The sequence below is a fragment of the Agrococcus phoenicis genome, assembly GCF_047302415.1.
Classification (GTDB): Bacteria; Actinomycetota; Actinomycetes; order Actinomycetales; family Microbacteriaceae; genus Agrococcus.
The window spans coordinates 1,697,772-1,723,685 of record NZ_CP154854.1 but is presented as its reverse complement, the minus strand read 5'-3'; the positions used below and the strand labels follow the sequence as shown (position 1 = coordinate 1,723,685).

Below are 25,914 nucleotides of genomic sequence, written 5' to 3'. Positions count from 1 at the left end.
CCGCCCTGGTGCTCAGGCCGCGTCGCGCGGCGCCCGCTCGCTGCGCCGGCTCGCCAGGCGATCCAGCAGTCGGTGCTCGGTGTCCTCGCCGGGAGCGATGCCCGCGGGGATGCGCAGGAGGAAGACGAGTCCGAGCGCCCACCACAGCCCGAACAGCAGGTAGGACTGCGGGGCGATCGCCGCGGGCATGCCGGGGATGTACAGGCTGAGCAGCGCGGCGGTCGTCACGATCGCGGCGATGCCGAAGGCCTTGCCCGAGCGGGCCGAGCCCACGCGGAAGGGCCGGTCCATCCTGGGCTCGCGCTTCCGGAGCACCAGGAACACCACCGAGACCAGCAGGTACGCGATCACGATGCTGGGCGAGCCCGAGTCGACGAGCCAGCCGAGCATCCCCTGCCCGAAGAACGGGGCGATGGCCGAGATCGCGCCGACGAAGACGATCGCGTTCACCGGGGTGCGGAACCTCGGGTGCAGCGTCCCGAACCAGCGGGGCAGCATGCCGGAGCGGCCCATCGCGTAGAGCAGTCGCGTGCCGCCGATCAGCAGGGCGATCCAGGAGGTGAGGATGCCGGCGATGCCGCCCGCGAGCAGCACGTTGGCCATGATCGGGCTGTTGAACAGCGCTGCCATCGCATCGGCGGTCGCGAGGTCGGATGCCGCGAGCTCCGCGCCGGGCATCGACGAGGAGGTGGTGAGGATGACGATGACGTACCAGGCGGTCGCGATGAGCACCGAGACGACGATGAGGCGGCCGATCTTGCGCGGGCTGAGCTTGAGCTCCTCCGCGGTCTGGGGGATGACGTCGAAGCCGACGTAGAGGAAGGGGATGACGATGAGCACGGTCGCGAGACCCGCCGGGTTGGTGAAGAAGGGCTCCATGTTGGCGGCAGACCCGTTGGTGGTCGCCCCGAACACGAGCATGGCGCCGACGGCCAGGAGGAACAGCACGACGAACGTCTGGACGATGCCCGCGAGCTTGATGCCGATGACGTTGATGATCGTGATGATGATCGCGGCGACCGTGCCGATCAGCGCCCACACGAGGTAGACCTGGGAGTCGAAGACCGTCCAGAGCGGGATCTGGTTGATCTCGGGCACGATGTAGGCGATCGTGCGCGGCAGCGCGACGGCCTCGAAGGCGACGATGGCGATGTAGCCGCCCGTGATGCCCCAGGAGCCCACGAACGCCCACCGCGGGCCCATCCCGCGCATGAGGTAGTGGTGCTCGCCGCCCGCCTTCGGCATGGCGGAGGTCAGCTCGGCGTAGACGAGGCCGACGAGCAGCATGATGAGGCCGCCGATCACCATCGCGATCACCGCGCCGAGCGTGCCGGCGTTGTCGATCCACCCGCCCGTGAGCACGACCCAGCCGAAGCCGATCATCGAGCCGAAGCCGAGCGCGTACGCGTCGAGGGTGCCGAGCGTCTTCTTGAACTGCGGACCGTCAGCCTTGGCGTCCATGGGGCTCCTGTCGTCGGCCGGCGCGGTGCCGGTTGCCTGCGGTCACGCTACGCGGCTGGCAAGCGACAGCGCAATCCTGGCTGTGCCACCACGTGCACTAGGGTCGCCCTATGACCCTCGCCCAGCTGCGCGCGTTCATCGCGGCCATGGAGCTGGGCACCCTGACCGCGGCGGCGAACGAGCTCGACGTCTCGCAGGCCTCGGTGTCGGAGCTCGTCAGCCGGCTGGAGGCAGAGCTCGGGGTCGCGCTGTTCGTGCGCGGCGCCCGCAAGCTCGTCGCCACCGCCGCTGCCGAGCAGCTGCTCCCGTACGCGCTCCGATCGCTCGGCGCCGCGGAGGACGCGGCCGCGGCGATGCGCTCCCTCGCCTCGTTGGAGACGGGCGTGGCGACCTTCGGAGTCATGCGCAACGCGAACTTCTACGGCCTCTCGCAGCTCGTGCATCGCTTCCACGCCGCGCATCCCGGGGTGCGCATCCGCATGGTGGGCATCAACTCGCACTTCGTGGCTCGAGCCGTCGAGTCGGGAGAGCTCGAGGCCGGGCTGGTCGCGCTGCCGCTCGCGAGCGAGCGACTCGAGATCGAGCCGCTGATGGTGGACGAAGTGCGCTTCGCGACCGCCGGTCCTGCGCCCGCGGGGGGCGCGGCGACGATCCACGACCTGATCGCCGAGGGCGTCGTGCTGTACGACGCGCACAGCGGGTGGAACGACCCGACGCGTCGGCAGCTGCTCGACCGGGCGCAGGCCGCGGGCGTGCGGATCGAGCCCGCGATCGAGGTCGAGCAGGTCGAGAGCGCGCTCTCGCTCGTCGCCCAGGGGGTCGGCGCGACGCTCGTGAGCGCCTCGATCGTGCGGTCGGGCGGCCTGCCCGACGGCGTCGAGAGCTATCCGTTCGCGGAGCCCTTCGAGGAGACGATCGCGCTCGTGACCCGACAGGGGGGCTCGATCTCCCGCGCGACGAGCATCATCGCCGACCTGGCGAAGCGCTCGATCCGCGCGGAGCGGCGCTAGCGCCCCAGCGAGCGCGCAGGCCGAGCGGGAGAGCGCCGCTCGAGCCGCGCTGGAGCGAGCTCGCCGCACGATGCTCTGCGCGGGCGCCAGGTTCGTCGTCGGCGCCGGGCACTCTGCAGTCGCCGAGGTCTCCACAGGCGCGGGTGGTCGTGGCGCGCGTCAGCGCGGTGCTGTGCGACAGTGCGCGCGTGCACGAGTCGATCGCCCAGGAAGCGGAATCCATCGTGCGGTCGCTCCTCGACGAATGGCTGACGCCGCGGCGCGGGGAGTGCCTCGCCTGCTTCGTGCAGCGCGCGGTCGAGGCGTTCGGCTGCGACGGGCTGCGCTTCGCGAAGCGCTACCGCGACCTCGTCGCGCCGCGCGCCACGGCGCTCGAGCGCCGCCTCGCCTCCAGCGGTGGTCACTGCGACTGCGAGTACCTGATGCACGTCGTCGAGCCCGCTGGCCTCGGCGACCTCGATCCGACACCGCCCGACGCGATGCCGCGCTGCACGGGCGTGCGCCCGGGATCGACGCAGCCGTGCAGCAACTGGGCAACGCTCCGCCGGCCGCGCTGGCTGCCGGGGCGTGGCTGGTGCTGAGGCGCGGAGCAGCGTCGCCGGCGCGTTGCGCTCACGCGCCGAGGCCGGCGCGCTCGTAGGCTGACAGCATGCCCCTCGTGCTCGTCACCGGTGCCGCGCGCGCCACCAGCATCGCGGCCGCGATCGTGCCCCGCCTGCAGGCCGATGGCTGGACGGTGGTCACCAGCGACCTCGAGGCAGGCGACTACCCCTGCGACCTCAGCCGATCCGAAGCCCCGCAGCGACTCCTCGACGCGATCGCTGCCGACCACGGCACGATCGACGCCCTGGTGCTGAGCCACGCCCACGACGTCGAGACCGGGATCCTGGACACCACCGCAGCGGCCTTCGACCAGCACGTGGCGGTGAACGCGCGCGCATCGCTCCTGCTGATCGCGGGCTTCGCCAGGCAGGCGCGCGCCGAAGGCGGTGCGATCGTCGCCTTCACGAGCGACGCCACCACCGGCAACCTGCCCTACGGCGCATCGAAGGGCGCGCTCGATCGCATCGTCATCGCCGCAGCCCGCGAGCTCGGGCCCCGGGGCATCAGCGCGAACGTCGTCAATCCCGGTCCCGTCGACACGGGTTGGATGGACGACGGGCTCCGCGACCAGCTCGGCACGCACCAGCCGCTCGGGCGGCTGGGCACGCCCCAGGACATCGCGGGGGTCACCGCCTTCCTGCTGTCCGAGCCCGGCCGGTGGATCTCCGGCCAGCTGCTGCACGTCGACGGCGGGTTCTCCGCTCGCTTCTGAGCCGCCGACGGTCGCGCCGCCGGCGCAGCGGTGCCCCTACTGCGGCAGTCGCGGGGGCCAGAAGCGCAGGTGCATCGCCGCATCCGACAGCGTGATGCCGAAGGCGACCGGCATGAACCACACCGCCACCGCGATGCTCGCGACGAGCAGCACGAGGATCGCCGCCCAGCCGGCGGCGCGCCGCTCGACATCGCCGTCGGGGCCGTCGGCAGCCCGCTCGGGTGCCGCCGACGGCACCACCGCCTCCACGGCCGCCTCCAGCCGAGCCTCCTCCTCTGCGCCCGGCGCATCCGCCGTCGCAGGGATCTGCGCATGCGCCGAGCGCTTGCGCCCGCGGGGCGCGGCGGGCCGCCGCCCGACGAGCAGCTGCAGGGCGTACGCCAGCCCGATGATGAGGAAGGGCAGGAAGACGATCGCGTAGAACAGGAAGATCGTGCGCTCGGGGAACGCGAGCCACGGCCCGTAGCCCGCCGCGATCGCGAGCAGCAGGAAGCCCGCCGTGCGGTCGAGCGCGCGGCCCAGGTGGAAGAGCAGGAAGCCGACCGCGAGGATCCCGGCGTACCAGACGAGCACGTTCGGCAGCGCGGTGATCCACCACACGCCCGCATCGCCCGTGCCCATCTCGAAGCCCGTCGGCCTGCCCAGCCACAGCCACTCGAGCGCCGGCGACTGGTAGGGGTGATCCGAGTCGAGGCCGACGTGGAACCCCAGCTGCTGCGCGTGGTACATCCACAGCGACTGCAGCCCGAGCGGCACCCACGCGAGCAGGCCGCCCCACCGCAGGTCGACCCGCTCCAGCGCGAGCTGCGAGCCCCAGCCGCCGTCGAACCAGCCGGCGAAGCTCGCGATGTAGACGGCCAGCGCCGGGCCCACCAGCAGCACGAAGCTCGTCGGCGCCTGCGTGAGCAGCGTGCCGAGCCACGGGTGGCGGAATCCCGCGCGTCGTCGGTCGAGCGCATCCATCAGCACCGTCCAGAGGCCGAAGGCGGCGAGGAACGCCGCGCCCGACCACTTCGTGGCGCACGCCGCGCCGAGCAGGACGCCGGCGATCACGAGCCACGGGCGCCCCCACATGGCGGCGCCGAGGCGTCGCCGTCGCGCCGCGAGCGCGCGCACCGTGCGCGCCGGGGAGCCGCGCCGGTCGAGCAGCAGCGCGCCGGCGCCGGCGAGCACGAAGAGCGCGAGCACGCCGTCGAGCAGCGCCGTCCTGCTCATGATGATCGCGAAGCCGTCGATCGCCATCCAGAAGCCCGCGAGCGAGGCGAACGCGACCGATCGCAGCAGGCCGCGGGCCACCGCATACGTCAGCGCGACGAGCGCGATGCCCGCGAGCGCGCTCGGCAGCCGCCAGAAGAAGGGGTCGGCCATGCCGAAGGCGGCCATGGCCATGCCGATGATCCACTTGCCGAGCGGCGGATGCACGACGTAGTCGGCCTCGGTCGTCAGCCCGCTCGGATCGCCCGCCTCGAAGCGCTCGTTCGACCCCTCGGCCCACTCGCCCTCAAAGCCGAGCTGCCACATCGACCAGCCCTCCTTGACGTAGTAGGTCTCGTCGAAGGCCAGCTGGTGGGGGTGCTCGAGCCCGGCGAGCCGAGCGACCGCGGCGATGCCCACGATCGCGACAGGGGCGGCGATCTCGAGGGTGCGGCGGATGCGCGGCTCGCGCAGGCGCCGCTCGACGCGCAGGGCGGCCTCGGCCAGTCGCCGGCCACGGGGGAGGGAAGGTGCGACGGGAGCATCCGCGCGCGCATCGTGCCCGTCGACGTCGCGCGTGGAGGGAACGTCGCTCGGCAGGGTCACACGGGCGATTCTCGCACTTCGCGGCTGGCGCTCGAGCGCGGCAGCGCAGCGACCGGGGACGCGAGCGGTGGCGGCAATACGCTGGAGCGGTGATCATCCTCGGCGCGACCCCGATCGGCAACCTGGGCGACGCGAGCGGTCGCCTGCGCGAGGCGCTCGCAGCCGCGACGGTGATCGCTGCCGAGGACACGCGCACGACGAAGCAGCTGCTGCGCGCGCTCGGCGTCGAGACGCAGGCGCAGTTCGTCGCCCTCCACGAGCACAACGAGTCGGCGGCGGCGCCGGTGCTCGTCGAGCGCGCCCGTGAGGAGGAGGTGCTGGTGCTCACCGATGCCGGCATGCCCACGGTCTCCGATCCGGGCTTCCGCCTCGTGCAGGCTGCGGTCGCCGCGGGCGTCGGCGTCACCTGCTTGCCCGGCCCCTCCGCCGTGCTCACCGCGCTCGCGCTCTCGGGCCTGCCGACCGACCGCTTCGCCTTCGACGGCTTCCTGCCGCGCAGGGCGGGGGAGCGCGACCGCTTCCTCACCGGCGTCGCCCGGGAGGAGCGCACGCTCGTGCTCTTCGAGGCCCCGCATCGCCTGATCGAGTCACTCGAGTCGTTCGAGCGGGTGATGCCCGAGCGCCGCCTCGCCGTCTGCCGCGAGCTCACGAAGCGCTACGAGGAGGTGCGCCGCGGCACCGCCGGCGAGCTGCTGCCCTGGGCGCGCGACGGCGTGAGGGGGGAGATCGTCGTGGTGGTCGAGGGCGCCCGGCCCGCCCTCGCCGATCTCGACGCCGCGATCGCGCAGGTGCTGCTGCTCAGGCAGGGCGGCATGCGGCTCAAGGAGGCCGCCGCCGAGGTGGCGGAGGCGACCGGGCACGCGCGCAACGCGCTCTACCAGGCCGCGCTCGAGCACCCGAGTCGCGCGTCGTCACACGGAGGGGCTGGCTCCTAGACTTGAGCCCATGCCTGAGCGCTTCACCGTGACGACGCCGATCTACTACGTCAACGACGTGCCCCACATCGGCCACGCCTACAACGAGGTCGCGACCGACGTGCTCGCGCGCTGGCACCGTCAGCGCGGCGATGACACCTGGATGCTCACCGGCACCGACGAGCACGGGCAGAAGATCATGCGCACCGCGGCCGCGAACGGCGTCAGCCCGCAGGAGTGGACCGACCGGCTCGTCGAGACCGCGTGGATCCCGCAGCTCGAGCTGCTCGACATCGCGAACGACGACTTCATCCGCACGACGGACGAGCGGCACAAGGTGGGCGTGCGCATCTTCCTGGAGCGCCTCAAGGAGGCCGGGTACATCTACCACGGCGAGTTCGAGGGGCACTACTGCGTCGGGTGCGAGGAGTACAAGACGCCCGGAGACCTCGTGCCCGGCACCGGCGAGTTCGAGGGCCAGCAGGTCTGCGCGATCCACTCGCGCCCGCTCGAGACGGTGCGCGAGGCGAACTACTTCTTCAAGCTGAGCGAGTTCGGCGACCGGCTGCTCGCGCTCTACGACGAGCGCCCCGACTACGTGCAGCCCGAGCACGTGCGCAACGAGGTGCGCCAGTTCGTGAAGCAGGGCCTCACCGACCTGTCGATCAGCCGCAACACCTTCGACTGGGGCATCAAGGTGCCGTGGGATGAGACGCACGTCGTCTACGTGTGGTTCGAGGCGCTGCTGAACTACGTCACCGCGAACGGCTACGGCGTCGACGAGGAGCGCTTCGCCCGCCGCTGGCCGGCCACCCACATCGTCGGCAAGGACATCGCGCGCTTCCACGCCGTCATCTGGCCCGCCATGCAGATGGCGGCCGGCATCGAGATCTCCGACCACGTCTTCGGCCACGGGTGGCTGCTCGTCGGCGGCGAGAAGATGTCGAAGTCGAAGGCCACCGGCATCGAGCCGAAGCAGATCACCGAGGTCTTCGGCGTCGACGCGTTCCGCTACTACTTCATGTCGGCGATCGCGTTCGGCTCGGACGGGTCCTTCTCGTGGGAGGACCTCGACGCCCGCTACCACTCCGAGCTCGCCAACGGTCTCGGCAACCTCGCATCGCGCGTGATCGCGATGGTGCACAAGTACTGCGACGGCGTCGTCCCCGACGTCGAGGTCGACGCCGACATCGCGACGCTGGTGGCGGATGCGGTGGCGCGCGCCGAGCGCGCGATCGACGACTTCCAGATCCACGACGCCGTCGACGCCGCGATGTCGATCGTCGAGCGGCTGAACGGCTACATCACCGAGCAGGCGCCGTGGGTGCTCGCGAAGGATGCGGCGCAGCGCGACCGGCTGGCGGCAGTGCTCGCCTCGAACGTCCACGGCATCGGCGCGGCGGCGATCATGCTGGCGCCCGTCATGCCCCAGAGCGCGCAGAAGCTGTGGACCGCGGTCGGCGGCGAGGGCGAGGTCGCGGCGCAGCCGATCCAGCGCGCCCACGAGTGGCGCGGCACCGGCCGCGTGACGACGGTGCCGCCGCTGTTCCCGCGCGTCGAGGCCGACCCGGCCTGACCGGCGTCGGCCGTCCGCGGTCCGAGGGGCTCGCGGCCGCCGGCCGCGGGCGTCGCAGGACGCGAGCCGCTACCGAGCCGGCAGCGTCAGCGTGTAGCGGTGCTCGAGCCCCTCGAGCGCCACCTCGACCTCGGCACGAGCGTCGATCCCGTCGGGGAGCGCGAGCTCGTACGTGCGCGCCGCATCCGCACCGGGGCATGATCCCGGCCCGTCGAACGCCACCGACAGCTGCTGGTCGGCCACGACGGTGGGCGTGCCGGCGCTCGGCCAGCACTCGCCGCTGGCGGGCAGCGAGATGGCGAAGGTCTCGGCGCCGCTGACCCAGGTCGCCACGGCTCCCGTGCGCAGCACGTCGTCGACCGATGCTCCGCTGCCGCCCGGGATCCCGGGCTCGCCCTGCGTCGGCCGGTCGCGCCCGCCCAGCGGCGCGGCCTGCAGCGCGGCCGAGTCGGGGGCGACCGCGGGGCTCTCAGCGGCGCCCGTCTCGTCGACGCCCGTCGAGACGCCGTCGATCGGTCCTCCCGCGCTGTCGTCCGTTGCCGCGGCCGTGCAGCCGGTCATCGCGATCGCGGCGCCGATGGCGGCTGCCAAGGCGAGGCGCTGAGACATGCCGAACCGTCCTCCTGGTGGGTCGCTGTGCGATCGATGCTCGCACCGGATGCATGGTACGACCTGGAAGATACCTCAGGTTCTGCTCTGGCGTCGCGATCGTAGGCTGGAGGCATGCCCCACAGCCATGACGGGACCGCCCCCGTCCCGCACGCCCCCGGCGCTCCCGTCCTGCCGGGCGGCGAGTACATCCGCGAGCGCTTCGACGACGGCAAGCGCGACCTGACGCGGCCGCCGATCCCTGCGCCCCTCGCCGTGCCGATCTACGACAACCACACGCACCTCGAGATCAAGGACGGCGACGACTTCACCTCCGCGGACGCGCTGGCCGCCGCCGAGCAGGCGGGCGTCGCGGGCGTGATCCAGGTGGGCGGCGACGTCGAGTCGTCGCAGTGGTCGGCGGCCCTCGCCGCGCAGGATGCGCGCGTGCTCGCGGCGGTCGCGCTGCACCCCAACGAGGCACCGGGGTATGCCGCTGCCGGCACCCTCGACGACGCGCTCGCCATCATCGACGCGCTCGCTGCGCAGCCGCGGGTGCGCGCCGTGGGGGAGACGGGGCTGGACTTCTTCCGCACCGGGGACGACGGCCGAGCGGCGCAGCACGCGTCGTTCGAGGCGCACATCGAGATCGCCAAGCGGCACGGGATCGCCCTGCAGATCCACGATCGCGACGCGCACGACGCGGTCGTGGAGACGCTGCTGCGCGTCGGTGCGCCCGAGACCACCGTCTTCCACTGCTTCTCGGGCGACGAGCACCTCGCGCGCATCGCCGCCGAGCACGGCTGGTACCTCTCGTTCTCGGGCACCGTGACGTTCCCGAGCGCGAAGAACCTGCACGCCGCCCTGCGGGTCGCCGACCGCCGCCGCATCCTGGTCGAGACGGATGCCCCGTTCCTCACCCCGACGCCGTTCCGCGGTCGACCCAACAGCCCCTACCTCACGCCGCTCACCGTGCGGGCGATGGCCGAGCACCTCGGGGCCGACGCCGACGAGCTCGCGGCCGAGACGGTCGAGAACACCGTGCGCGCCTACGGCAGCTGGAGCGACGCGGTCTGACGCCCGGTCGTTCGCGCTCCCCGAGCCTGGTCAGCGCGACCCCGGTCGGCCCGCGCCCGTCAGCTCGTCCCTTCGGCGGGCTGGATGTCGACGGTGATCTCGTCCGCGTCAGCGGTCCACTCGTCGACCTGCGCCTGCGTGACCGAGGCGTCCGCGCCCGTCACGGGGAACGCCCAGCCGAACACGCGCATGTCCGCCGTGCACATCGCATCCGCCGCGTCGTCCTGCCACTCGAAGTCGATCTCCAGCATGCCGCCGTCGACCTCGGCCGATTCGCCGACGGGCTGGCAGTCGGTGCTGCTGCTGCCGGCGCCGAAGACGTGCACGAGCGAGTTGCCGACGCCCGCCCAGATCACGAGCGGCTCGCCCTGCGGGATGTCGTCGAGGCTCACCGTGCCCAGGATCGCCTCGTCCTCGATGCGGGTGGGCTCGCCCGCGAGCTCGCTCGGCTGCGGGTCGGCGGTCGCCGAGCCGGTGGGCTCGCCGCCGTCGCTCGGGGTCGGCGCCGATGACGCCGGCGGCGGGGGCGCGCTCGAGTCGGTGGGCCCACCGGCTGATGCGCAGCCGGCGAGCGCGATGACGGCGACGAGCGCCAGGGGGATGGTCCTTCGCATGACGTCCACTCCTTCGAGGCGCGGCCCGCGAAGCTCGCGGGTGGTTCCGCGCCTCCTACGGTGCCGGACGGGGCTGGGCGAGGCCTGGGCGCCGTCGAGCAGCTACCTCTGGGAGCGGGCGCGAGCGCTGCGATCAGGGCAGCTCGAGCACGTCGCCGGGGTCGAGCGTGCGCTGCACGGTCTCTCCGGCATCGCTGGTGCCGGAGAGCGTGACCTGCACGGGCAAGGTGGCGGTGACCGCGGAGGGGAGCTCGAGCTGCCAGCCGTAGACCACGAGGTCGTCGGTGCAGGTGTCGCCGGCAGCGGGTGCGAAGGCGATGTCGATGGCGCCGGGGCCGGCGGCCCTCGCGTCGATCGGCTGCGGCACGCACGCCTCGGTGCCGGAGCCGCTCATGACCACCGCGAGGGTGCGGCCGGGCTCGATCCACCACACGTCCAGCGCCGACGCTCCCTCGACGATCGACTGGGCCTGCGGCAGCCCGGATGCGTCGAACGGCGTGGGCGACACCGTCGCCCGCGGCGCGTCGTCGACCTCGCTCGGCTGCGGATCGGCGCCGTTCGCGTCGCCGTCGCCCAGCACCTGCTCGGGGGCGAGCTCCGTCTCGATGACGTCGTCGTCGCCCTGCAGGCCCATGAGTCGCACCGGGACCGCCCGGCTGTCATCGATGGTGTCGGCGAGGCCGAGCTCCCAGCCGTGCAGCCGGAAGTCCATGGTGCACGAGACCGCGGGATCGATGCTCTCGAACGCCACCAGGATCCTCGGCTCGCCCTGCTCGAGCGACGCATCGCTCGGCTGCGGGATGCAGCCGCCACCGCTGCCCGAGCCGCCCACGAACACCGCGATGGATGCTCCCGGCTCCGACCAGCGCAGCGCGTAGCCCTGCTCGGAGACCTCGTCCATGAGCCCTGCCTCCTCCAGCCTGGCGTCGTCGATCGGCACGGGATCGGCGCCGGGGACGCTCGCGACCATGGCGTCGGTGGGCGTCGGCGCCCCGGGCGCGGCGGGCTGGCCGGCGCAGCCGACCGTCAGCGCGGCTGCGCCGGCGAGCGCGAGCGCTGCGAGCATCCGTGACCGCGTCGAGGCGGGGGTGAGCGAGGCTCGGCGCCGGAGGGGGCGTGCCTCTGGCGCGGCGGGGGAGTCGGTGGTGCGCATGGTGATCCTCCTGATGCTGGGATGCCATCATCGCTCGCGCGGCTATGACCGGCGTGCGGCGGCGCTCGGCATAGGCTCGATGCGTGAGCGACACGACCGGCGGCGGCAGGCCCAGCGCTGAGACGCTGCTCGGCGCATCCGAGATCCGTGCGCTCGCTGCCGAGCTCGACCTCACGCCCACGAAGCGCTGGGGCCAGAACTTCGTCGTCGACGCCAACACGGTGCGACGCATCGTCCGCACCGCGGATGTCGCCGGCCGCGACGTCGTGGAGGTCGGCCCGGGCCTCGGCTCGCTCACCCTCGGCCTCACCGAGGTGGGCGCCAGGGTGGCGGCGGTGGAGATCGATCCGCGCCTGGCCGAGCTGCTGCCCCGCACGGTCGCGCGCAAGCAGCCGGCCGCGCGGCTCGAGGTGGTGCAGCACGACGCGCTGACGATCGAGGCGCTGCCGTTCGCGCCCGAGGCGATCGTCGCGAACCTGCCCTACAACGTGTCGGTGCCCGTGCTCATCCACCTGCTCGAGCGCTTCCCGACGATCGACCGCGCCCTCGTGATGGTGCAGGCCGAGGTCGGGCACCGGCTGGCCGCGCGGCCGGGCTCGAAGACCTACGGCTCGCCGTCGGCGAAGGTCGCGTGGTGGGGGCAGTGGGCGCTCGAGGGTGACGTGTCGCGGCAGATCTTCTGGCCCGTGCCGGGCGTCGACAGCGTGCTCGTGGGGTTCCGCTCGGGGCCGTCGCTCGGCTCCGAGGAGCTGCGGCGCCGCACCTTCCGCGTGATCGACGGCGCCTTCGGGCAGCGCCGCAAGATGCTGCGGCAGGCGCTCTCAGGGGTCTTCGGCTCGTCGTCGGCGGCGACCGAGGTGCTCGAGCGGGCCGGCGTCGAGCCGACGCTGCGCGGCGAGGCGCTCTCGCTGCCCGACTTCATCCGCATCGCCGAGGCCGCGGATCCCTCCTCGCGCCCCTGACGCATCCGCGCCCGCACCGTTCGCGACAGGTCGATGACGACGTGCTGTCCGGAGCGCCCCTGCAGCGCGGCTCGCCGTCTCGCTGCGATGCGTGGGCACGCTCAGGGCCTCCGCTCGCTCAGGGGCACCGGCCGCTCAGGGTCACCAGCCGCTCAGTGCACCAGCCGCTCAGGGCACCGTTCGCTCAGCCGCGGGCATCGAGCTCGGCGACCAGCCGCCGCGGTGCGGTGACCCGGAAGCTCGAGTCGAGCAGCTCCGCCACCCGCTGCCAGTCGGCGCCCTCGAGGTCGATCGAGATCCAGCCGTACGGGCCGAGGTACGCCGGCACGAGCGCGCCCTCGTCCAGCAGCGCCAGCCGCTCGTCGGCGTCGAGCAGCACGCTCAGCCGCGGCGGGTCGACGCCCGCGCGATGCTCCTCCTTGGTCATGCCGCCGGAGTAGGCGAAGACCTTCGTGGTGAAGAACGCCGGGCGGCCGTGCGACACCTTCTCGGCGGCGCCCGGCAGAGCGAGCGCCAGCTCGCGGAGGCGCGCGAGCAGCGGGTCATCGGCGTCGAACAGCAGCGGATGCGCCATGCGGCGAGGGTAGCGCGGGCCGCGAGCGCGTCGGCGGGCCGGGATGTCGCTGCGCGGAGGCGGGTCCCCATGCTCGGCGCCCGCTGTCAGGGAGGCGCTCGCGCCCGCAGTAGGTTGGACTCGTGAGTCGTGGCACGGTGCGGGCGAAAGCGCCCGGCAAGATCAACGTGCACCTCGGCGTGGGCGCGCTGCAGGACGACGGCTATCACGACGTCGCCACCGCGTATCAGGCGGTCAGCCTGTACGAGTTCGTCGAGGCGAGCGAGGCGAGCGACTTCTCGGTGCGCTTCTCCGGCCCGATCCCGCACCGGCAGCTCTCCACCGGCGCCGACAACCTCGCGATCCGCGCGGCGATGGCGCTCGCGCGCCGCGGTCGCGTCACCGGCGGCGTCGCGCTCTCGATCGAGAAGCACGTGCCGATCGCCGGCGGCATGGGCGGAGGATCCGCCGACGCGGCTGCGACGCTCGTCGCGTGCGACGAGCTCTGGGGGCTGCACCTGGGTCGCGAGGCGCTGCACGAGATCGCCCGCGAGCTCGGCGCCGACGTGCCCTTCGCGCTGGCGGGCGGCACGGCGATCGGCACCGGCCGCGGCGACCAGCTGAGCCCGGCGCTCGCGAAGGGCCAGTTCCACTGGGTGCTCGCCTATGCCGAGGCCGGCCTCTCGACGCCCGACGTGTACCGCGCGCTCGACGAGCACCGGGCGCTGCACGCCGCCGACATCGCTCCCGCCCACGACGTGCCCACGGTGGATGCGCGGGTGCTGCAGGCGCTCCGCGCGGGGGATGCGGGGCTGCTGGCCGAGGCGCTGCAGAACGACCTGCAGGCTCCGGCGCTGCGCCTCATGCCGCGGCTGGCCGGCACGCTCGAGCTGGGGGAGCGATCCGGTGCCCTCGCCGGCATCGTGTCGGGGTCCGGCCCGACGGTCGCGTTCCTCTGCGACGGGCTCGAGTCGGCGATCGAGCTGCAGATCTCGCTCTCGACCGCGAAGGTGCTCGCGGTCAAGGTGACCGGCCCCGTGCCCGGCGCGCGCCTCATCGACTGACCGCGCCCGCGGTGCTCCTCCGACCGGTGCATCTGCGCCTGACTGGGGCCGGCGCGCCAGCACCACTCGGGCACGATCGCCCCAGTCGGCCACCGATGAGTGCTGGCTATTCCGAACGGCGTTACGGCGTGCCAGACTCGCGCTATGCAGGCACAGCGCCTCGAGTGGGTCGACGTCGCCAAGGGCGCCGCCATCATCCTCGTCGTGCTCTTCCACGCCACGCTCTTCCTCGGCGACGTCGGGCTCGACTCCCTCTGGCGCTGGGCGAACCCGCTGCTGGAGACCTTCCGCATGCCGCTGTTCTTCTTCGCCTCCGGCATGTTCGCGGGCACGTCCTTGTCGCTGCCCTTCGCAGCCATGTTCCGGCGCCGCGCCTGGCCGCTGCTGTGGCTCTACGCGCTGTGGTCGACGGTGTTCCTGCTGGTGGTGCAGGTGCTGCCATGGGCGTGGGCGGATCGCCCGCGGCCCGCGATCGGAGACCTGCTCACGCTGCTGCTCGTGCCGAACGCCTCGATCTGGTTCATCTACGCGCTCCTCCTCTACTCGCTCGTGGGCTGGCTGCTGCGCCCGCTGCCGCCCTGGCTGCAGCTCGCGCCGGCTGCGGTGCTGTCGGTGCTGTTCGGCAGCGGCATGCTGAACACCGGCGTCGTGGCGTGGGACAAGATCCTGACGTACTGCGTCTTCTTCCTCCTCGCGCGGCACTTCGCGAGCGTCTCGGAGCGGCTGCGACCGGGGTGGTGGGCCTGGCCGGCGCTCGCCGCCTACGTCGTCGCGGGCACCGCCTCCATCGCGCTCGAGCTCACCCGCGTGCCCGGCGTGCAGCTGGTGCTGAGCCTCGGCGCCATCGCCGCCGGCATCCTCGCGGCCAAGACGCTCGCGCGCTGGCGCTCCTTCGACTGGCTGCGCTGGATCGGGGAGCGCACCCTGCCGATCTACGTGCTGCACTACATCCCGATCTTCCTCGCGGCAGCGCTGCTCGCGCCGCTGGCCGGCATGCTCGCGCCGGTCGCGGCGCTCATGCCGCCGATGGTGGCGCTCGTCGCGGTGCTCGCCTCGCTCGGCGTGCACCGCCTGCTGCACCGTGTGCCGCTGCTGTGGAGCGCGCCGCCGCTGCCCCGTCGGCGCGTCGCCGCCTGAGCCGACGCGCGCGCGGGCTCCCGCGTCGGCCACGCCGAACTGGGCGCCCGCCGCCGCGCGAGCGCGCCGCCGCCGCGTGCGCGAGAATGGAGCGATATGGCACATCTCCTGGGCGCCGAGCGCGTCGGCATCGCCTTCCCCACCCGCGTCGTGTTCGAGTCGATCTCGCTCGGCCTCGAGGACGGCGACCGCATCGGCATCGTCGGCCGCAACGGCGACGGCAAGTCCACGCTGCTGCGCCTGCTGGCCGGGCGGCTCGAGCCGACGAGCGGCCGCATCACGCGCCGCGGCGGCCTGCAGGTCGGCGTGCTCGACCAGCAGGACACGCTCGACCCCGAGAGCACCATCGGCGAGAGCATCGTCGGCGATCGCCCCGAGCACGAGTGGGCCGGCGACGCGCGCATCCGCGACATCCTGAACGGCCTCGTCGGCGACCTCGACTGGCACGCCCGCGTCGGCGACCTCTCCGGCGGCCAGCGCCGCCGCGTCGCGCTCGCGAGGCTGCTGGCGGGCGACTGGGACGTGCTCTTCCTCGACGAGCCCACGAACCACCTCGACGTGCAGGGCATCGCGTGGCTGGCCGACCACCTGAACGCGCGCTACGCGACCGGCCGCGGTGCGTTCGTCGCCGTGACCCACGACCGGTGGTTCCTGGATGCGGTGTGCACGGGCACGTGGGAGGTCCACGACACGCTCGTCGAGCCCTTCGAGGGCGGCTACGCGGCCTACATCCTGCAGCGCGTCGAGCGCGACCGCATGGCGGCGGCCACCGAGTCGAAGCGCCAGAACCTCATGAAGAAGGAGCTCGCGTGGCTGCGTCGCGGCGCGCCCGCGCGCACGGCGAAGCCCAAGTTCCGCATCGAGGCCGCCACGCAGCTCATCGAGGACGAGCCGCCCGTCCGCGACCCCATCCAGCTCGCGCAGCTCGCCGCGACGCGCTTGGGCAAGGACGTCGTCGACATCATCGACGCCTCCGTCGAGCTCGGCGGCCGCACGATCCTCGACGACGTCACCTGGCGCATCGCGCCGGGCGAGCGCGCCGGCATCCTCGGGCGCAACGGCGCCGGCAAGTCGACCCTGCTCGCCCTCGTCGCCGGGCGCATCCGCCCCACCGCCGGCCGCGTGAAGACCGGCAAGACCGTGAAGATCGCCGAGCTGACGCAGGAGCTGGCAGAGCTCGCGCAGCACGAGGACGATCCGGTGCGCACCGTCGTCAGCAGCCTGAAGTCGAGCTATGCCTCCGGCGGCAAGGAGCTCACGCCCGGCCAGCTGCTCGAGCGCCTGGGCTTCCGCTCCGGCGAGCTCTCGACCCTCGTGAAGGATCTCTCCGGAGGGCAGCGGCGCCGCCTGCAGCTGCTGCTGATCCTGCTCGACGAGCCCAACGTGCTGATCCTCGACGAGCCGACGAACGACCTCGACACCGACATGCTCGCCGCGATGGAGGACGTGCTCGACTCCTGGGCGGGCTGCCTCATCGTCGTCAGCCACGACCGCTACCTGATCGAGCGCGTCACCGACCACCAGTTCGCGATCGTCGACGGCGGCCTGCGGCACATGCCGGGCGGGGTGGATGCCTACCTCGAGCTCTCGGGGAAGGGATCGGTCGAGCGCACCGCAGCGCGGGCGACGCTCGCGCGCGACGAGTCGGGCGCCACCGCGGGCGACGCCGGAGGAGCGAGCGGCGCCCCCGCGCTCTCGGGCGCCGAGCGGCGAGCGCTCGAGAAGGAGGCCGCGAGCCTCGACCGCCGCCTCGAGAAGGCGAACGGCCAGCGAGCGGCGCTGCTCGAGCGGTTCGAGGGCGCAGACCACAGCGACTACGACGGGCTCGCCGCGCTGCAGGCCGAGCTCGCGGCGGTCGACGAGCGCATCGCGTCGCTCGAAGAGGCTTGGTTCGAGGCGCACGAGGGCCTCGAGCGCTGACGCGCAGGTCGAGGCGACCTCGCCCGCACGACCGGTCACCTCTCCCGCACGACGGGTCACGCCGCCAGGGCGACCGGATGTGCGCGGCGCGGTGGTGCGGTGCCCGAAGCGCGCTCGGATACAGTGGCGGGAGCCGCGCCGAGGCCGCAGCGCCCGTGCTGGACCACGAAGGGAGCGCCCATGTCGGAGCAGACGATCCTCGTCGTCGACGACGACCCCGCGCTCGCGGAGATGATCGGCATCGTCCTCGCAGGCGAGGGCTACGCGCTCGAGTACTGCGCCGACGGCGCCGAGGCGCTCGACCGCTTCCACGAGGTGCGGCCCGACCTCGTGCTGCTCGACCTCATGCTGCCCGGCAAGGACGGCATCCAGATCTGCACCGAGATCCGTGCCGAGTCGGGCGTGCCGATCATCATGCTGACGGCGAAGGGCGACCCGACCGATGTCGTCGTCGGCCTCGAGTCCGGCGCCGATGACTACGTCGTCAAGCCCTTCAACCCGAAGGAGCTCGTCGCGCGCGTGCGCACGCGCCTGCGGCCGCAGCGCAGCGCCGACACCGGCACCCTGCGCGTCGCCGACCTCGAGATCGACGTCGAGGGCCACCAGGTGCGCCGCGGCGGCGCGCCGATCGCGCTCACCCCGCTCGAGTTCGAGCTGCTCGTGACCCTCGCCTCCAAGCCCAACCAGGTGTTCTCGCGAGAGATGCTGCTGGAGCAGGTCTGGGGCTACCACTACAAGGCCGACACGCGCCTCGTGAACGTGCACGTGCAGCGGCTGCGCTCCAAGGTCGAGCGCGATGTCGACAGCCCCGTGGTCGTGACGACCGTGCGCGGGGTCGGCTACCGCGCCGGCGCACCGCAGGGCTGAGCCAGCGGTGGCCGCGCGACGCCGACCGCTGTGGGCGTGGGCGACGGGCGTCCTCCGCCGCTCGATGCAGGCGCGCGTCGTCGCTGCGAGCATGGTGCTCTCGACGCTCGCGCTCGTCGGCGTGCTCGGCTACATGTCCGCCTCCGTCGGCCAGAACCTCTTCGAGACGCGCCGCGACGACGCCCTGGTCGAGGCGGTGCAGGCGCGCAACCAGATGCAGCAGATCTTCAACGACGCCGTGACCCAGAACCTCACCAGCGGCGAGGTGGATGCGCTGCAGGACACCGCGCTCAACGCGATCGACGGCATCATCTCGAGCCGGTCGACCACCGAGTACGCGATGCTCCGCAGCGACGCGCAGGCGGAGACGGTCCTGTCGATGAACGACGTGCAGTCGCAGGCCTTCGACGCCGCGCTGCTGACGCAGGAGATGCGCACGGCCGTCGCCGGCGCATCCGACACGCCCTTCTACCAGTCGGTGCGCATCGAGACCGCGAGCGGCGAGCAGCCGGGTCTCGTCGTCGGCACGACGGTCGACGTGCCGCTGACCGGGCAGTACGAGCTCTACCTCCTGACGAGCCTGCAGTCGACGCAGGAGACGCTCGACTTCATGCAGCTGACGATGGTGATCGGCGGGCTGGTGCTCGTGGCGCTCATCGGGCTCATCAGCTGGATGGTCGCGCGCCTCATCGTCGGCCCCGTCCAGACGGCCGCCGAGTCGAGCGCGCGCATCGCCGCCGGTGAGCTCGACGTGCGCATCCCCGTGCGGGGCGACGACGAGATGGCGAAGCTCGGGCGATCCTTCAACGACATGGCCGACTCCATCTCCCGCCAGATCAACGAGCTGGCGACGCTCTCCACGGTGCAGCAGCGCTTCGTCTCGGACGTCTCGCACGAGCTGCGCACGCCGCTGACGACCATCCGGCTCGCGGGCGACGTGCTGCACGACCGTCGCGCGTCGTTCGACCCGGTCTCGAGCCGCACGGTCGAGCTGCTGCACACGCAGATCGAGCGCTTCGAGCAGCTGCTGGCCGACCTGCTGGAGCTCAGCCGCTTCGACGCCGGTGCCGCGCAGCTCGAGGTCGAGCCGACCAACCTCGTGCGGCTCGCCGAGCGCGAGATCGAGGCGGTCGAGCCGCTCGCCGCTGAGCACGGCATCGAGCTGCGCCTGATCGCGCCGGGCGGGCACTTCGAGGCCGAGGTCGACCCGCGCCGCATCCGTCGCATCCTGCAGAACCTGCTGGGCAACGCGATCGACCACGGCGAGGGCAAGCCGGTCGAGGTGATCGTCGACTCGTCGACGGACGCGGCGGCGATCGCCGTGCGCGACCACGGCATCGGGATGTCGGCCGAGGAGGCGAACCGGGTGTTCGACCGCTTCTGGCGCGCCGACCCCTCCCGGCAGCGTCGCACGGGCGGCACGGGGCTCGGGCTGTCGATCAGCCGGGACGACGCCGCGCTGCACGGCGGTTGGATCGACGTGTGGTCGCGACCGGGCGAGGGCACGCAGTTCAGGTTGACGCTGCCGAGGGCGGGCTCGCGGACGGTCGCATCGCCGATCGACCTGGCGCCCGACGACACGCAGCCGCTCATCCTGCCGGTCGCGATGCCGCTCGAGCCGGCCGAGCCTGCCGCCGAGCAGCTGCACAGCTCGCCGGTCGCGCTCGTCGACCCGACGGTCGAGCTCGGCTCCGAGGAGGTCGAGCGGTGATGCGCGCAGCGACCTCCGGGAGCGGGCGGATGCGGCGCTCGGCGATGCGCCGCGCGCTCGCGGCCGCGCTCGCGGTGCTGGCGCTCGCAGGCTGCGTCGCCATCCCCGACGGCGGCCCGGTGGTCGAGGGGCAGGTCGACGCCGACGAGCAGACCAACGACTTCGTCTTCCTCGCGCAGGAGCCGCAGCCGGGCGCGACGCAGGAGGAGATCATCCTCGGCTTCCTGGGCGCCGCGATCAGCCCGGCGGACGACTACGCGATCGCCCGCGAGTACCTCGCGGTCGGTGCCGCGGTCAGCTGGGATCCCGACGCGCGCGTCATCGTGCGCTCGGGCGCGCAGCCGCAGATCTCGTTCACGGGCGAGAGCGAGACGGCGGCGAGCGCGGCCCTCACCGCGCAGTCGGAGCTGAGCGCCGGTGGGGCGCTGCTGGAGGGCGGCGACCGCATCCTCGAGTTCGAGCTGCTGCAGGTGGGCGGCGAGTGGCGCATCGTGCGAGCCCCGGACGGCATCGTGCTCTCGGCGTCGACATTCGACACGCTCTTCCAGCCCCACGCGCTCCACTGGCTCACCCCCGACGCGACGCGCGCGGTGCCCGAGGTGCGCTGGTTCGAGCGCACGGCGACGACCATCGACGAGCGCATCATCGACGCGCTGCTTGCGGGGCCCTCCACGTGGCTCTCCCCGGCCGTGTCGACCTTCGGGGCCGTGGAGGCGCGCCGCGTGGGACCGCTGCGGGTCGACGGCACGACCACCTCGGTGACGCTCAGCCTCGACCAGGTTGCGCAGCTCGGCGACGGCAGCCTCGAGCCGCTCGCGGTGCAGCTGGCGCTGTCGCTGCGCGAGCTCGGCGTGCGCGAGGTGCGGGTGCAGATCGACGGCTCCGAGGCGTCCGCCTCGAGCGCCGACTTCGGGCCCATCGACGTGGGCGACGTCGACCCGCGCCCCCTCGTGCTCGAGGGCGCGACGCTGCGCTCGGTCGGCGGCGGAGCGCCCGCGGTGGCCGACGTCGGGGAGACCCTGAGCGCGATCGGCGCCACGAGCTTCACCGTCGGCCAGCAGGGCGGCGTCGCGCACACGGGCACCACCGCGGCGTGGGTGGTGTCGGATGCGGAGCCGGTGGTGATCTCCGCGGATGCGGCGGTCGTCCCCACCGTGGACGACAGCGGCTGGGTGCTGCTGCACGAGACGACCGGCCCGCAGCAGCTGCTGGCCTGGCGCGACGGGCAGCGCAGTGCGCTGTCGCTGCCGGCCGACGCCGGCCGCCCCGTCGCCATGGAGCTCTCGCGCGACGGAGCCCGACTCGCCTACGTCACCAACGAGGGCGGCCGCAGCTCGGTGTGGGTGCTCGCCGTCGTGCGCGACGCCGACGGCCGGCCCGTCACGCTCGGGGAGCCCTACCTGCTGCCCACGATCGAGGGCAGCGGCACCGACGTGACCTGGGTCAGCCCGACGCAGGTCGCGGTGCTCGCGACGGATGACGACCAGTCGCAGATCGCGGTGCTCACGATCGGCGGCGTCTCGGAGCAGCTGCCGATCCCCGGCGCCGAGGCGCGGGCGATCGTCGGCGGCAGCGACGGCACCGCGACGCTGCGCGCGCTCAGCGCCGACGGCGCCCTGCTCTCGCTGCGCGGTCGGGTCTGGAGCCCGGCGGCCGGGCTGCAGGCCCTCGACCTCATCGCGACGCAGCAGTAGCCGAGCCCGCGCTCCACAGCCGTCGGCCAGGAGGCGCGCGGTCGCGCACGCACCCGCCATCATCGGCCCCGTGGAGCAGGGGCGAGGGTGGTGGCGCGCGGCGCTGGAGGAGGCGCTGAGCGTCCTCTGGCCGGTCGAGTGCGCTGGCTGCGGCGCGCTCGACGTGGCCGTCTGCCCGTCGTGCCGGGATCTGCTGCTCGCCGGGCCGCTGCGCGAGCAGCTCGACGGGCTGCCGCTCGTCGCGGCCGCCGAGTACGCCGGCCGCGTGCGCTCCCTCGTCGTCGCGTGCAAGGAGCGCGGCGCGCGATCCGAGGCGAGGGCGCTGGGCGCGGGCCTGGCGCTCGCGCTGGAGGCGCTGCCCGATGCCGAGCTCGTGCGCGTGCCGCCGAGTCGCGAGGGGCAGCGGCGCCGCGGCTTCGACCCGGTCGCGCTGGCGGTGCGCCAGACGGGCATGCGCTCGTGGTCGCTGCGGCGCACCTGGCCGGCAGGCGCCCGGCCGGCGAGCGACGCGGGCGGGGCGCAGAAGGGGCGCTCCGCCGCGGCTCGTGCGCGTGCCGCAGCGGGTTCGCTCGAGCTGCCCCCGCGCGCGGCGCGTCGGCTCGCGGGGCGGCCCGTCGTCGTGGTCGACGACGTCGTCACGAGCGGCGCGACGGTGCGCGAAGCCGTGCGCGCGCTGCGCGCGGCCGGCTGCATGCCGGTCGGGATCGCGGGGGTCGCGCGCACCCCTCGGAGGCCCGGATCGCTCTGGCTCGTGCCCAGCGCGCCGGGGGTAGAGTGACGGCACGCAAGTCGGCGCAGCAGCCAGCTCGCGCCGACGCCGATCATTCCGGGAGGCCACGATGGACATCACGTTCGGCGCCAAGGGCGCAGACATCACAGACCGGTTCCGGGCATACGCCGAGGAGAAGCTGGCGAAGGTCACCCAGCTCCTCCCTCGTGCGACGGCCCTCGATGTCAAGCTCACGCGGCACGCGGTGCCCCACACCTCGGTGGCCGGAGGTCGCGTGGAGATCACGGTGCACGGCCCCGGCTCCATCATCCGCGCCGAGGCCGACGGGCCCGACAAGTACATGGCCTTCGACTCCGCCTACCACCGCGTGATGGAGCGTGCGCGTCGCGTGCACGACAAGCGCACCGACCACAGCGCGCGCAAGCGCACCCCCCTGCACGACGCCGTCGCGAGCGGCTTCGACCAGGTCGACATCACGCCCGCCGACCCCGCGGTCGTCGAGGCCGTGCTCACCGGGTCGATCCCGACCGTCGAGCAGCCGCACGAGGGCGAGACCGAGTGGTCGCCCGTCGTGATCCGCCAGAAGCGCTTCCCCGCCAAGCGCATGGGCGTGCGGGAGGCCGTCGACCAGATGGAGCTGGTCGGCCACCCCTTCTACCTCTTCATCGACGACGAGTCCGGCGAGTGCGCCGTCGTCTACCGCCGCAAGGGCTGGTCCTACGGCGTCATCACGCTCGACGACGACGTCTCCGAGGCGGAGGACGCGGGCACCGAGCGCGCCGCCTCCTGACCGATCGACACGGCCCGGTCGGGCCGGCCGCGCCCGCCTGACCAGGAGGCGCCCCGGGACCTCTGGGGCGCCTCCTGGCATGCGTTGTTAGGATGGGCAGTCGGTTACCGAACCGTTATCTTTCCCCCGAGCACGGGAGGCACACCACCGTGGCCAACATCTTCGAGAATCTGCTGCGAGCCGGCGAGGGCCGGCTGCGGCGCCGCCTGGAGCGCATCGCCAAGGACGTCTCTGCGCTCGAGGACGCGTTCGAAGACCTGACCGACGACGAGCTCGCCGGGGAGACCGAGGAGTTCCGACGCCGCCACGCCGAGGGCGAGACCCTCGACGACCTGCTGCCGGAGGCCTTCGCCGCGGTGCGCGAGGCGGCGAAGCGCACGCTCGGCATGCGCCCCTACGAGGTGCAGGTGATGGGCGCCGCGGCGCTCCACCTGGGCAACATCGCCGAGATGAAGACGGGTGAGGGCAAGACGCTCGTCGCGCCGATCGCCGCCTACCTGAACGCGATCCCTGGCCACGGCGTGCACGTGGTGACGGTGAACGACTACCTCGCCAGCTACCAGTCGGAGCTCATGGGCCGCGTCTTCCGCGCCCTCGGCATGACGACCGGCTGCATCATCTCCGGGCAGAGCCCCGAGGTGCGCCGCGAGCAGTACGAGGCCGACGTCACCTACGGCACGAACAACGAGTTCGGCTTCGACTACCTCCGCGACAACATGGCGCACTCCAAGGAGGCCATGGTGCAGCGCGGCCACGGCTTCGCCATCGTCGACGAGGTCGACTCGATCCTCATCGACGAGGCCCGCACGCCGCTCATCATCTCCGGTCCCGCGGCCGGAGAGGCGAACCGCTGGTTCGGGGAGTTCGCCCGCATCGCCAAGCGCCTGCGCGCCGGCATCGACTACGAGGTCGACGAGAAGAAGCGCACCGTCGGCGTGCTCGAGCCCGGCATCGAGCGGGTCGAGGACCTGCTGGGCATCGACAGCCTGTACGAGTCGGCGAACACCCCGCTGATCTCCTTCCTCAACACGGCGCTGAAGGCCAAGGCGCTCTTCAAGCGCGACTCGCACTACGTCGTCATGAACGGCGAGGTGCTGATCGTCGACGAGCACACGGGCCGCATCATGCAGGGCCGCCGCTTCAACGAGGGCATCCACCAGGCGATCGAGGCGAAGGAGGGGGTGCAGATCAAGGCCGAGAACCAGACGGTCGCGACGGTCACCCTGCAGAACTACTTCCGCCTCTACGACAAGCTCTCCGGCATGACCGGCACCGCGGACACCGAGGCCGCCGAGTTCATGTCCACCTACAAGCTCGGCGTCGTGCCGATCCCGACCAACAAGCCGCTGCAGCGCATCGACAACGCCGACCTCGTCTACGCGACCGTGGAGGGCAAGTTCAAGCACGTCGTCGACGACATCGTCGAGCGGCACGCGAAGGGGCAGCCGGTGCTCGTGGGCACCACGAGCGTCGAGAAGAGCGAGTACCTCTCGACGCAGCTGGCGAAGCATGGCGTCGCGCACGAGGTGCTGAACGCGAAGAACCACGCGCGCGAGGCCTCGATCATCGCCCAGGCCGGCCGCGTCGGCGCCGTCACCGTCGCCACGAACATGGCCGGTCGAGGCACCGACATCATGCTCGGCGGCAACGCCGAGCACCTCGCGGTCACGAAGATGCAGGAGCTCGGCCTCAGCCCCTCCGAGACCCCCGACGAGTACGAGGAGCGCTGGGACGAGGTCTTCGCCGAGGTCAAGGCCGCGGTCGCCGAGGAGGCCGCGAAGGTCATCGAGGCCGGCGGCCTCTACGTGCTCGGCACCGAGCGCCACGAGTCGCGACGCATCGACAACCAGCTGCGAGGCCGCTCCGGCCGTCAGGGCGACCCGGGTGAGAGCCGCTTCTACCTCTCGATGCAGGACGACCTGCTGCGCCTGTTCGGCGGCTCGGTCGCCCAGCGGTTCATGACCGCGGACGCGGACGAGGACGAGATCCCGCTGGAGTCGAAGATCTTCTCCCGCACGATCCGCTCCGCGCAGGCGCAGATCGAGTCGCGCAACGCCGAGATGCGCAAGAACGTCCTCAAGTACGACGACGTCATGAACCGCCAGCGCGAGGCGATCTACTCCGACCGCCGCCACATCCTGGACGGCGACGACCTCGACGCGCGCGTGCAGGGGTTCATCGAGGGCACGATCAAAGCGATCGTCGACGAGCACACCGTCGGCAACGACAGCGACGAGTGGAACCTGGAGTCGCTCTGGAACGACGCGAAGCAGGTCTACCCCGTCGGCATCACGATCGACGAGGTCGTCGCCGAGGCGCAGCCGCGCCTGACGGCCGACTTCGTCACCGAGCAGCTGCTCTCCGACGCCCGCATCGCGTACGCGAAGCGCGAGGAGGAGCTCGGCTCGCCCGCGATGCGGCTGCTCGAGCGCCGCGTGGTGCTCTCGGTCATCGACCGCAAGTGGCGCGACCACCTGTACGAGATGGACTACCTGCGCGAGGGCATCGGCCTGCGCAGCATGGCGCAGCGCGACCCGGTGGTCGAGTACCAGAACGAGGGCTTCGCGCTCTACCAGCAGATGATGTCGGCCATCCGCGAGGAGTCGGTGACGTTCCTGTTCAACCTCGAGGTGAAGGTGCAGCAGGGCACGACCGCCGCTGCTCCCGCGATCGAGGGCGGCGGCCTGGAGGTGCCGGAGGAGGACACCTCGAAGCTCACCTACTCGGCGCCCGACGAGGACGGCGAGGCCTCGCTGCACGACGCGAAGGGCCGCGAGCTCGACGCGGATGCGCCCAAGGTGCGCGCGAAGAGCGGCAACCCGGCTGTCGCGGCGCAGGCGAAGGCGCAGCCGGTCGCCGGCAACCGCGAGCAGCGCCGGGCAGCCGCGAAGCAGGCGCAGGCGGCGCCGAAGAAGGTCGGCGCGTTCGGCCAGGCCGCCGACTCCGAGCCCCAGGGCTGAGCCGCAGCACCGTCGCCG

The 25,914-nt window shown here is 72.7% G+C and carries 22 protein-coding genes; 16 read left to right on the top strand and 6 right to left on the bottom strand.

The features are described 5' to 3' along the window. Positions 1-12 precede the first annotated feature (12 nt). Entirely contained in the window at positions 13-1,461 is a 1,449-nt protein-coding gene (locus AA0Z99_RS08270; RefSeq protein WP_413316620.1) for an APC family permease, read from the bottom strand. A gap of 110 nt (positions 1,462-1,571) precedes the next feature. Between AA0Z99_RS08270 and AA0Z99_RS08265 the strand changes: the two genes are divergently transcribed. The 3 genes from AA0Z99_RS08265 (at position 1,572) to AA0Z99_RS08255 (ending at position 3,786) form a co-directional block, all read left to right on the top strand. Continuing rightward, entirely contained in the window at positions 1,572-2,471 is a 900-nt protein-coding gene (locus AA0Z99_RS08265; protein ID WP_413316619.1) for a LysR family transcriptional regulator, read from the top strand. Positions 2,472-2,659: 188 nt separating this feature from the next. After that, a complete protein-coding gene (locus AA0Z99_RS08260; protein ID WP_413316618.1) occupies positions 2,660-3,052 on the top strand; it encodes a DUF2695 domain-containing protein in 393 nt (130 codons plus the stop codon). Positions 3,053-3,120: 68 nt separating this feature from the next. Next, positions 3,121-3,786 (top strand): SDR family NAD(P)-dependent oxidoreductase, encoded by a 666-nt coding sequence (locus tag AA0Z99_RS08255; protein ID WP_413316617.1) that lies wholly within the window; start codon positions 3,121-3,123, stop codon positions 3,784-3,786. 36 nt (positions 3,787-3,822) lie between these two features. Here AA0Z99_RS08255 and AA0Z99_RS08250 read toward each other — a convergent pair whose 3' ends face one another. Further along, on the bottom strand, positions 3,823-5,586 hold the full coding sequence (locus AA0Z99_RS08250) for a dolichyl-phosphate-mannose--protein mannosyltransferase (RefSeq protein ID WP_413316616.1): 1,764 nt from the start codon (positions 5,584-5,586) through the stop codon (positions 3,823-3,825). Positions 5,587-5,675: 89 nt separating this feature from the next. Here AA0Z99_RS08250 and rsmI point away from each other — a divergent pair, with 89 nt between their 5' ends. Further along, entirely contained in the window at positions 5,676-6,521 is an 846-nt protein-coding gene (rsmI, locus tag AA0Z99_RS08245; RefSeq protein ID WP_413316615.1) for a 16S rRNA (cytidine(1402)-2'-O)-methyltransferase, read from the top strand. A gap of 10 nt (positions 6,522-6,531) precedes the next feature. After that, complete coding sequence (gene metG, locus AA0Z99_RS08240) at positions 6,532-8,076, top strand: methionine--tRNA ligase (protein ID WP_413316614.1); 1,545 nt, start codon at positions 6,532-6,534, stop codon at positions 8,074-8,076. A 69-nt stretch (positions 8,077-8,145) separates the two neighbouring features. Here the strand turns inward: metG and AA0Z99_RS08235 are convergent, their stop codons facing one another. Continuing rightward, positions 8,146-8,685, bottom strand: coding sequence for a hypothetical protein (locus tag AA0Z99_RS08235; protein WP_413316613.1), 540 nt, complete (start codon positions 8,683-8,685; stop codon positions 8,146-8,148). A 114-nt stretch (positions 8,686-8,799) separates the two neighbouring features. Between AA0Z99_RS08235 and AA0Z99_RS08230 the strand changes: the two genes are divergently transcribed. Next, positions 8,800-9,741: a TatD family hydrolase gene (locus tag AA0Z99_RS08230; RefSeq protein ID WP_413316612.1), complete on the top strand. Its 942-nt coding sequence runs from the start codon at positions 8,800-8,802 to the stop codon at positions 9,739-9,741. 59 nt (positions 9,742-9,800) lie between these two features. Here the strand turns inward: AA0Z99_RS08230 and AA0Z99_RS08225 are convergent, their stop codons facing one another. Continuing rightward, positions 9,801-10,355, bottom strand: a complete 555-nt coding sequence (locus tag AA0Z99_RS08225; protein ID WP_413316611.1) for a hypothetical protein — start codon at positions 10,353-10,355, stop codon at positions 9,801-9,803. Positions 10,356-10,488: 133 nt separating this feature from the next. Beyond that, the gene (locus AA0Z99_RS08220) at positions 10,489-11,508 is read right to left on the bottom strand and encodes a hypothetical protein (RefSeq protein WP_413316610.1); all 1,020 of its coding nucleotides are present in this window, start codon (positions 11,506-11,508) and stop codon (positions 10,489-10,491) included. A gap of 83 nt (positions 11,509-11,591) precedes the next feature. Here AA0Z99_RS08220 and rsmA point away from each other — a divergent pair, with 83 nt between their 5' ends. After that, on the top strand, positions 11,592-12,470 hold the full coding sequence (rsmA, locus tag AA0Z99_RS08215) for a 16S rRNA (adenine(1518)-N(6)/adenine(1519)-N(6))-dimethyltransferase RsmA (RefSeq protein ID WP_413316609.1): 879 nt from the start codon (positions 11,592-11,594) through the stop codon (positions 12,468-12,470). Positions 12,471-12,654: 184 nt separating this feature from the next. Here rsmA and AA0Z99_RS08210 read toward each other — a convergent pair whose 3' ends face one another. Next, positions 12,655-13,044, bottom strand: a complete 390-nt coding sequence (locus AA0Z99_RS08210; protein ID WP_413316608.1) for an MmcQ/YjbR family DNA-binding protein — start codon at positions 13,042-13,044, stop codon at positions 12,655-12,657. 122 nt (positions 13,045-13,166) lie between these two features. On the opposite strand from AA0Z99_RS08210, the gene AA0Z99_RS08205 reads away from it, so the two are divergent. The 9 genes from AA0Z99_RS08205 to secA all read left to right on the top strand — a co-directional run bounded on the left by AA0Z99_RS08205 (position 13,167) and on the right by secA (position 25,896). Further along, the gene (locus AA0Z99_RS08205) at positions 13,167-14,087 is read left to right on the top strand and encodes a 4-(cytidine 5'-diphospho)-2-C-methyl-D-erythritol kinase (RefSeq protein ID WP_413316607.1); all 921 of its coding nucleotides are present in this window, start codon (positions 13,167-13,169) and stop codon (positions 14,085-14,087) included. A gap of 144 nt (positions 14,088-14,231) precedes the next feature. Beyond that, positions 14,232-15,224 carry an acyltransferase family protein gene (locus AA0Z99_RS08200; protein ID WP_413316606.1) on the top strand — a complete coding sequence of 331 codons (993 nt, stop codon included), beginning with the start codon at positions 14,232-14,234 and terminating at the stop codon, positions 15,222-15,224. A 96-nt stretch (positions 15,225-15,320) separates the two neighbouring features. Next, positions 15,321-17,144 carry an ABC-F family ATP-binding cassette domain-containing protein gene (locus tag AA0Z99_RS08195; RefSeq protein WP_413316605.1) on the top strand — a complete coding sequence of 608 codons (1,824 nt, stop codon included), beginning with the start codon at positions 15,321-15,323 and terminating at the stop codon, positions 17,142-17,144. Between the two features lie 180 nt (positions 17,145-17,324). After that, positions 17,325-18,011 carry an MtrAB system response regulator MtrA gene (mtrA, locus tag AA0Z99_RS08190; protein WP_413316604.1) on the top strand — a complete coding sequence of 229 codons (687 nt, stop codon included), beginning with the start codon at positions 17,325-17,327 and terminating at the stop codon, positions 18,009-18,011. 7 nt (positions 18,012-18,018) lie between these two features. After that, positions 18,019-19,722, top strand: a complete 1,704-nt coding sequence (mtrB, locus tag AA0Z99_RS08185) for an MtrAB system histidine kinase MtrB (protein ID WP_413316603.1) — start codon at positions 18,019-18,021, stop codon at positions 19,720-19,722. Continuing rightward, complete coding sequence (locus AA0Z99_RS08180) at positions 19,722-21,416, top strand: LpqB family beta-propeller domain-containing protein (RefSeq protein WP_413316602.1); 1,695 nt, start codon at positions 19,722-19,724, stop codon at positions 21,414-21,416. The genes mtrB and AA0Z99_RS08180 overlap by 1 nt, the downstream gene beginning before the upstream one ends. Before the next feature lie 70 nt (positions 21,417-21,486). Beyond that, positions 21,487-22,194, top strand: coding sequence for a ComF family protein (locus AA0Z99_RS08175; protein ID WP_413316601.1), 708 nt, complete (start codon positions 21,487-21,489; stop codon positions 22,192-22,194). 61 nt (positions 22,195-22,255) lie between these two features. Then, positions 22,256-22,936 carry a ribosome hibernation-promoting factor, HPF/YfiA family gene (gene hpf / locus AA0Z99_RS08170; RefSeq protein WP_413316600.1) on the top strand — a complete coding sequence of 227 codons (681 nt, stop codon included), beginning with the start codon at positions 22,256-22,258 and terminating at the stop codon, positions 22,934-22,936. Positions 22,937-23,085: 149 nt separating this feature from the next. Continuing rightward, the gene (gene secA / locus AA0Z99_RS08165) at positions 23,086-25,896 is read left to right on the top strand and encodes a preprotein translocase subunit SecA (RefSeq protein WP_413316599.1); all 2,811 of its coding nucleotides are present in this window, start codon (positions 23,086-23,088) and stop codon (positions 25,894-25,896) included. Positions 25,897-25,914: the final 18 nt, after the last annotated feature.

What these genes read in the sequence shown, in the direction of transcription:
- AA0Z99_RS08235 (WP_413316613.1), bottom strand. Translation starts at nt 8,685, where the DNA reads ATGTCTCAGCGCCTCGCCTTGGCAGCCGCCATCGGCGCCGCGATCGCG.
- AA0Z99_RS08220 (WP_413316610.1), bottom strand. Translation starts at nt 11,508, where the DNA reads ATGCGCACCACCGACTCCCCCGCCGCGCCAGAGGCACGCCCCCTCCGG.
- AA0Z99_RS08200 (WP_413316606.1), top strand. Translation starts at nt 14,232, where the DNA reads ATGCAGGCACAGCGCCTCGAGTGGGTCGACGTCGCCAAGGGCGCCGCC.
- hpf (WP_413316600.1), top strand. Translation starts at nt 22,256, where the DNA reads ATGGACATCACGTTCGGCGCCAAGGGCGCAGACATCACAGACCGGTTC.
- AA0Z99_RS08210 (WP_413316608.1), bottom strand. Translation starts at nt 13,044, where the DNA reads ATGGCGCATCCGCTGCTGTTCGACGCCGATGACCCGCTGCTCGCGCGC.
- AA0Z99_RS08230 (WP_413316612.1), top strand. Translation starts at nt 8,800, where the DNA reads ATGCCCCACAGCCATGACGGGACCGCCCCCGTCCCGCACGCCCCCGGC.
- metG (WP_413316614.1), top strand. Translation starts at nt 6,532, where the DNA reads ATGCCTGAGCGCTTCACCGTGACGACGCCGATCTACTACGTCAACGAC.
- mtrA (WP_413316604.1), top strand. Translation starts at nt 17,325, where the DNA reads ATGTCGGAGCAGACGATCCTCGTCGTCGACGACGACCCCGCGCTCGCG.
- AA0Z99_RS08265 (WP_413316619.1), top strand. Translation starts at nt 1,572, where the DNA reads ATGACCCTCGCCCAGCTGCGCGCGTTCATCGCGGCCATGGAGCTGGGC.
- AA0Z99_RS08270 (WP_413316620.1), bottom strand. Translation starts at nt 1,461, where the DNA reads ATGGACGCCAAGGCTGACGGTCCGCAGTTCAAGAAGACGCTCGGCACC.
- AA0Z99_RS08180 (WP_413316602.1), top strand. Translation starts at nt 19,722, where the DNA reads ATGCGCGCAGCGACCTCCGGGAGCGGGCGGATGCGGCGCTCGGCGATG.
- AA0Z99_RS08255 (WP_413316617.1), top strand. Translation starts at nt 3,121, where the DNA reads ATGCCCCTCGTGCTCGTCACCGGTGCCGCGCGCGCCACCAGCATCGCG.
- AA0Z99_RS08225 (WP_413316611.1), bottom strand. Translation starts at nt 10,355, where the DNA reads ATGCGAAGGACCATCCCCCTGGCGCTCGTCGCCGTCATCGCGCTCGCC.
- AA0Z99_RS08195 (WP_413316605.1), top strand. Translation starts at nt 15,321, where the DNA reads ATGGCACATCTCCTGGGCGCCGAGCGCGTCGGCATCGCCTTCCCCACC.